The organism is Mesorhizobium sp. M7A.F.Ca.CA.002.05.1.1 (assembly GCF_003998335.1).
Classification (GTDB): Bacteria; Pseudomonadota; Alphaproteobacteria; order Rhizobiales; family Rhizobiaceae; genus Mesorhizobium.
In genome coordinates, this window is sequence record NZ_RZQI01000599.1 from 1 (window position 1) to 3,769 (window position 3,769).

Consider the following 3,769-nt stretch of genomic DNA (forward strand, 5'->3'; position numbering starts at 1 on the left):
ACATAGACGGTGTCGCCGGTGCGGTGCGAGCGCATCACCAGATCGCGCAGATCGCCATGCTGCTCGTGCTCGGCAAGGCCCTGCTCGGCCAGCCAGAAATCGTCGAACACTTTCGACAGGTATTTGTTGCCGCTGTCGCAGACGAAGGTGACAACGCGTTTGGGCACCGTCTGCTCGCGGCAATAGCGCAGCGCGGCGGACAAAAGCGTGCCCGAGGATGAGCCGGCGAGGATACCTTCCTTCGACAAGAGGTCGCGCACCGCCAGCATGCTCTGCTTGTCGGGGATCGAATAGGCCTTCTTGACCAGCGACAGATCGGCGTTGGGCGGCACGAAATCCTCGCCGATGCCTTCGACGGTCCAGCTGCCGGCCTCTTCCATCTTGCCGGTCTTGATCAGCGGCGCCAGCACCGAGCCGACCGGATCGGCCAGCACCATTTCGGTCTTCGGCGACACTTTGGCGAAGTAGCGGCCAAGCCCGGTCAGCGTACCGCCGGAGCCGACGCCGACGACCACCGCATCGACGTCACCGTCGAGCTGCGAAAAGATCTCCGGACCGGTGGTGGTCTCATGCGCCAGCGGATTGGCCGGGTTGGCGAACTGGTTGGCATAGAAGGCGCCGGGCGTTTCCGCCGCGATCTTCTCGGCCATGTCCTGGTAATATTCGGCATGGCCCTTGCCGACATCGGAGCGCGTCATGCGCACCTCGGCGCCGAGCGCGCGCAGATGCTGGATCTTTTCGCGCGACATCTTGTCTGGCACGACCAGCACGATGCGGTAGCCCTTGGGGATGCCGACCTGGGCAAGGCCGAGGCCGGTATTGCCGGCGGTCGCCTCGACGATGGTGCCGCCGCGCCGAAGCTTGCCCTGCTTTTCAGCCGCGGCGATCATCGACAGCGCGATACGGTCCTTGATCGAGCCGCCCGGGTTCTGGCTTTCAAGCTTGATGAACAGCCGGCATTTGCCGGTGTCGAATTTGGTCAGTTCGACAACCGGCGTCTGGCCGATCAGGTCGAGGACGGATTTGTAGGGCGGACGCAGGCGGGACAATTCGTCGGCTGCGGCGATCTCGTGCTCGCTCATATCGATGCTCCATGACCAAGCGACCGCCTCTGGGCAGGGCGGCAGCGTATCCTCTTTTCCAGCCCTTTGCAGTCGGAAAGAAGATAGATCGTGCCAATCAACCGGCCAGATGCGGAATGAAATTCCGGGTTTGGGTTGGCAAGTGTCGCTTCGAAGTCCGGCGAACCCTCCGCGCGTTCGTCATCCTAGGGTCTCCGCGACGTCGCTTCGCTCCTGCTCCGCCCTAGGATGACGACGGCGTTGGGGTTTGCGCGGAGCTCTCATCCCAGCAGCTGCTTGCTCAGCCTCGCACACTGCACGCGGATATCGGGAATGGCGTCGATCTCGAAGAAGGTGCCGCGCGTCAGCGGGCCGACGGCGAGGATCTTGGCCGAGATGGTTCCGTCGCCGGCGATGATCTCGCATTTGGCCGATACATCGAGGCCGATGCGCAGCGGATCCGGCCGTGCCAGACCGCGGTCGACCAGCGAGCGCACGACGCTGTTCGATGAGGTCGAGATGTCCCTCACGATACCAGAGCAATCGTAGATGCGGGCGACCTCGAAGGTCTCGAGACGCTGCGTGTGGCGTGACTGGACCTGGACGGTGAATTCGCCGTTGCGCGCGATGTCGACGACGCGGCCGGCGACCAGGCGAATGCGGCCGGATTGCACGGCTTCGGTGACACGGGTGTAGACCTCGGGCGCCATGCGATGGCGGTGGATGTCCCACCAGGCCTTGGTGTGCTCGACGAAGCGGCGCTTGGCGGAAGCCGGCCAGTTCTGCCAGATCTTCTGGTTGAACGGCCGCAGGCCGTCGACGACGTCGCGCCAGTCGATGCCGGCCTTCTGGTTTTCCTTGATCAGGTCGCGGAACCAGCCGACGAAATAGGAGAGCTGGGTGCCGAGCGGAATGTCGGCGACGTCGAGCTTGATCGGATTGCCCTTGCGATGCGGCGAGGGCAACAGGCCGCGCCGCGACACAGCTATGATGTCGCCGCGATGGCCGCGCTGTTCCAGCGCCAGGAAGGCATCGACCATGCTCAGGCCGGTGCCCAGCACCATGACGCCGGCGTCGGTCGGAAGTGCTGTATCGGCTTCCGATCCCATCCTGATGGCATGGCCTTGCGCCGGCTCCTCGTCGTGGCCGGTGGCCAGCACGGCGAGATGCGCAACGACGCTGGTGCCGTTGGCCAGCGCCACTTCGACACCGGATGCGGTGGGCGTGATCGAGAGGCTTTCCTCGCGGATCAACCGAAGCCGCCCGGTCTGCTTTTCGCGCGCCTGCAGCTCGTCGAGCAACTCGCCGAGGTAACGGGCATAGATGCTGCGCGGCGCATAGAAGGGCGCCTGCTCGGCCGTTGCCAGGCCGCGCTCCTGCAGCCAGCGCCAGAAATTGCCGGGATCGTCGGCATAGGCGCTCATGCCGGCGGCGCTGACATTCAAGACATGCGCCGACAGCAGTGTCGAATAGGCGATGCCCTGGCCGAAATGCGGGCGCCTTTCGATCAGCGTGACACGCAGGTCGGGATTGGGCGACTTCAGGAGATGCGCGGCCAGCACGACGCCGCTGGCGCCGCCGCCGACAATGATGATGGAGTTGGCGCGCCCGGTCATAGGCGTGCCTTCGCTCTGCGCAACGCCAGTGTCAGGCCTGGACCTTCACCGCGACCGGCAGATCGCCGATGTCCCTCGCGACCGACAGGTCGTCGAGAGAGATATCGCGCATTTCGGCGAGGCTGCGCTGATCGAGCACCTCGGCGATCGCCTGCCGGACCTCGAGCATCAGATGTCGGACTTGGCATGTCGCCTCGTTGCAATCTTCACAGCGCTGGTACTGGGTGCGGCTGGCGCAGGGGATCGGCGCCAGCGGGCCGTCGAGGACGCGCACCACATGGCCGACCTTGATCTCATCGGCGGGGCGCGCCAGGCGATAGCCGCCATCCTTGCCCTTGCGGCTCTGGACGAAGCCGGCATTGCGCAACTCGCCCAGGATGGCGTCGAGAAATTTCTTCGGGATGTTGTTGCCGGTGGCGACGTCGTTGACGAAGGCGAGCTGTCCGGCCGGCAAGCGCGCGAGGTGGACAAGCGCCTTGAGGCCGTACTTACCTTTTTTGGTGAGCATGAGATCAAAATTTCTCTGGCATGCGACGGCATGGAACCATCGGTTGCAAAACGCCTGGCGGGCGTTGCCGCCGCGTCCAAGCCCGCATGACACATAAATTCTAGTGACATGATGTACAAGCCGAGAACTGCTGATTTTGCTTCGTTTTCAAGCCGCTGCAGCGATTTTGACCGGCCTTTGTGCCCTAGAGAGCACAAAAATACGCTTTGACGGCAGCGAGATGGCAAATGGTCCTCCAACTGGCGTCGACTCACGCAACGGCAAAAGCCGATCCGGGTCGCGAGCGATCATGGTGATGGAGTGGCCGCTCATCGTCGCCTCCAGTTCCCTCATGTCGATAAGATTACTATACTTACCTCCGATCACGCGGAACATGTTTCCAAATCGTTGGCTATTTGAGGCATGAATTTGCCTGGCAGAGGTTAGAAGCAGGAAATCTAGTTCGCGGTGGGGGGGTAGGCGCAGCCATCGCAGCAGCTCAGGAGGTTAAAGGCCGGTGGGCCAGCGCCCCCCTCTGGCCTGCCGGCCATCTCCCCCTCAAGTGGGGAGATTGGACGTCACGACCGCTTTCGCCCCATCTCTAC

General features: G+C 63.4%; 4 protein-coding genes. All 4 read right to left on the minus strand.

Translation table 11 applies throughout. The features are described 5' to 3' along the window. On the minus strand, nucleotides 1–1,082 hold a 1,082-nt coding region (locus EN939_RS24735), incomplete at its 3' end, for a PLP-dependent cysteine synthase family protein (RefSeq protein ID WP_164751194.1). Between the two features lie 260 nt (nucleotides 1,083–1,342). Then, nucleotides 1,343–2,677: an FAD/NAD(P)-binding protein gene (locus tag EN939_RS24740; RefSeq protein WP_127269715.1), complete on the minus strand. Its 1,335-nt coding sequence runs from the start codon at nucleotides 2,675–2,677 to the stop codon at nucleotides 1,343–1,345. A 31-nt stretch (nucleotides 2,678–2,708) separates the two neighbouring features. Beyond that, on the minus strand, nucleotides 2,709–3,185 hold the full coding sequence (locus EN939_RS24745; protein WP_127269713.1) for an RrF2 family transcriptional regulator: 477 nt from the start codon (nucleotides 3,183–3,185) through the stop codon (nucleotides 2,709–2,711). A 147-nt stretch (nucleotides 3,186–3,332) separates the two neighbouring features. Next, a complete protein-coding gene (locus EN939_RS24750; RefSeq protein WP_127270314.1) occupies nucleotides 3,333–3,560 on the minus strand; it encodes a hypothetical protein in 228 nt (75 codons plus the stop codon). Nucleotides 3,561–3,769: the final 209 nt, after the last annotated feature.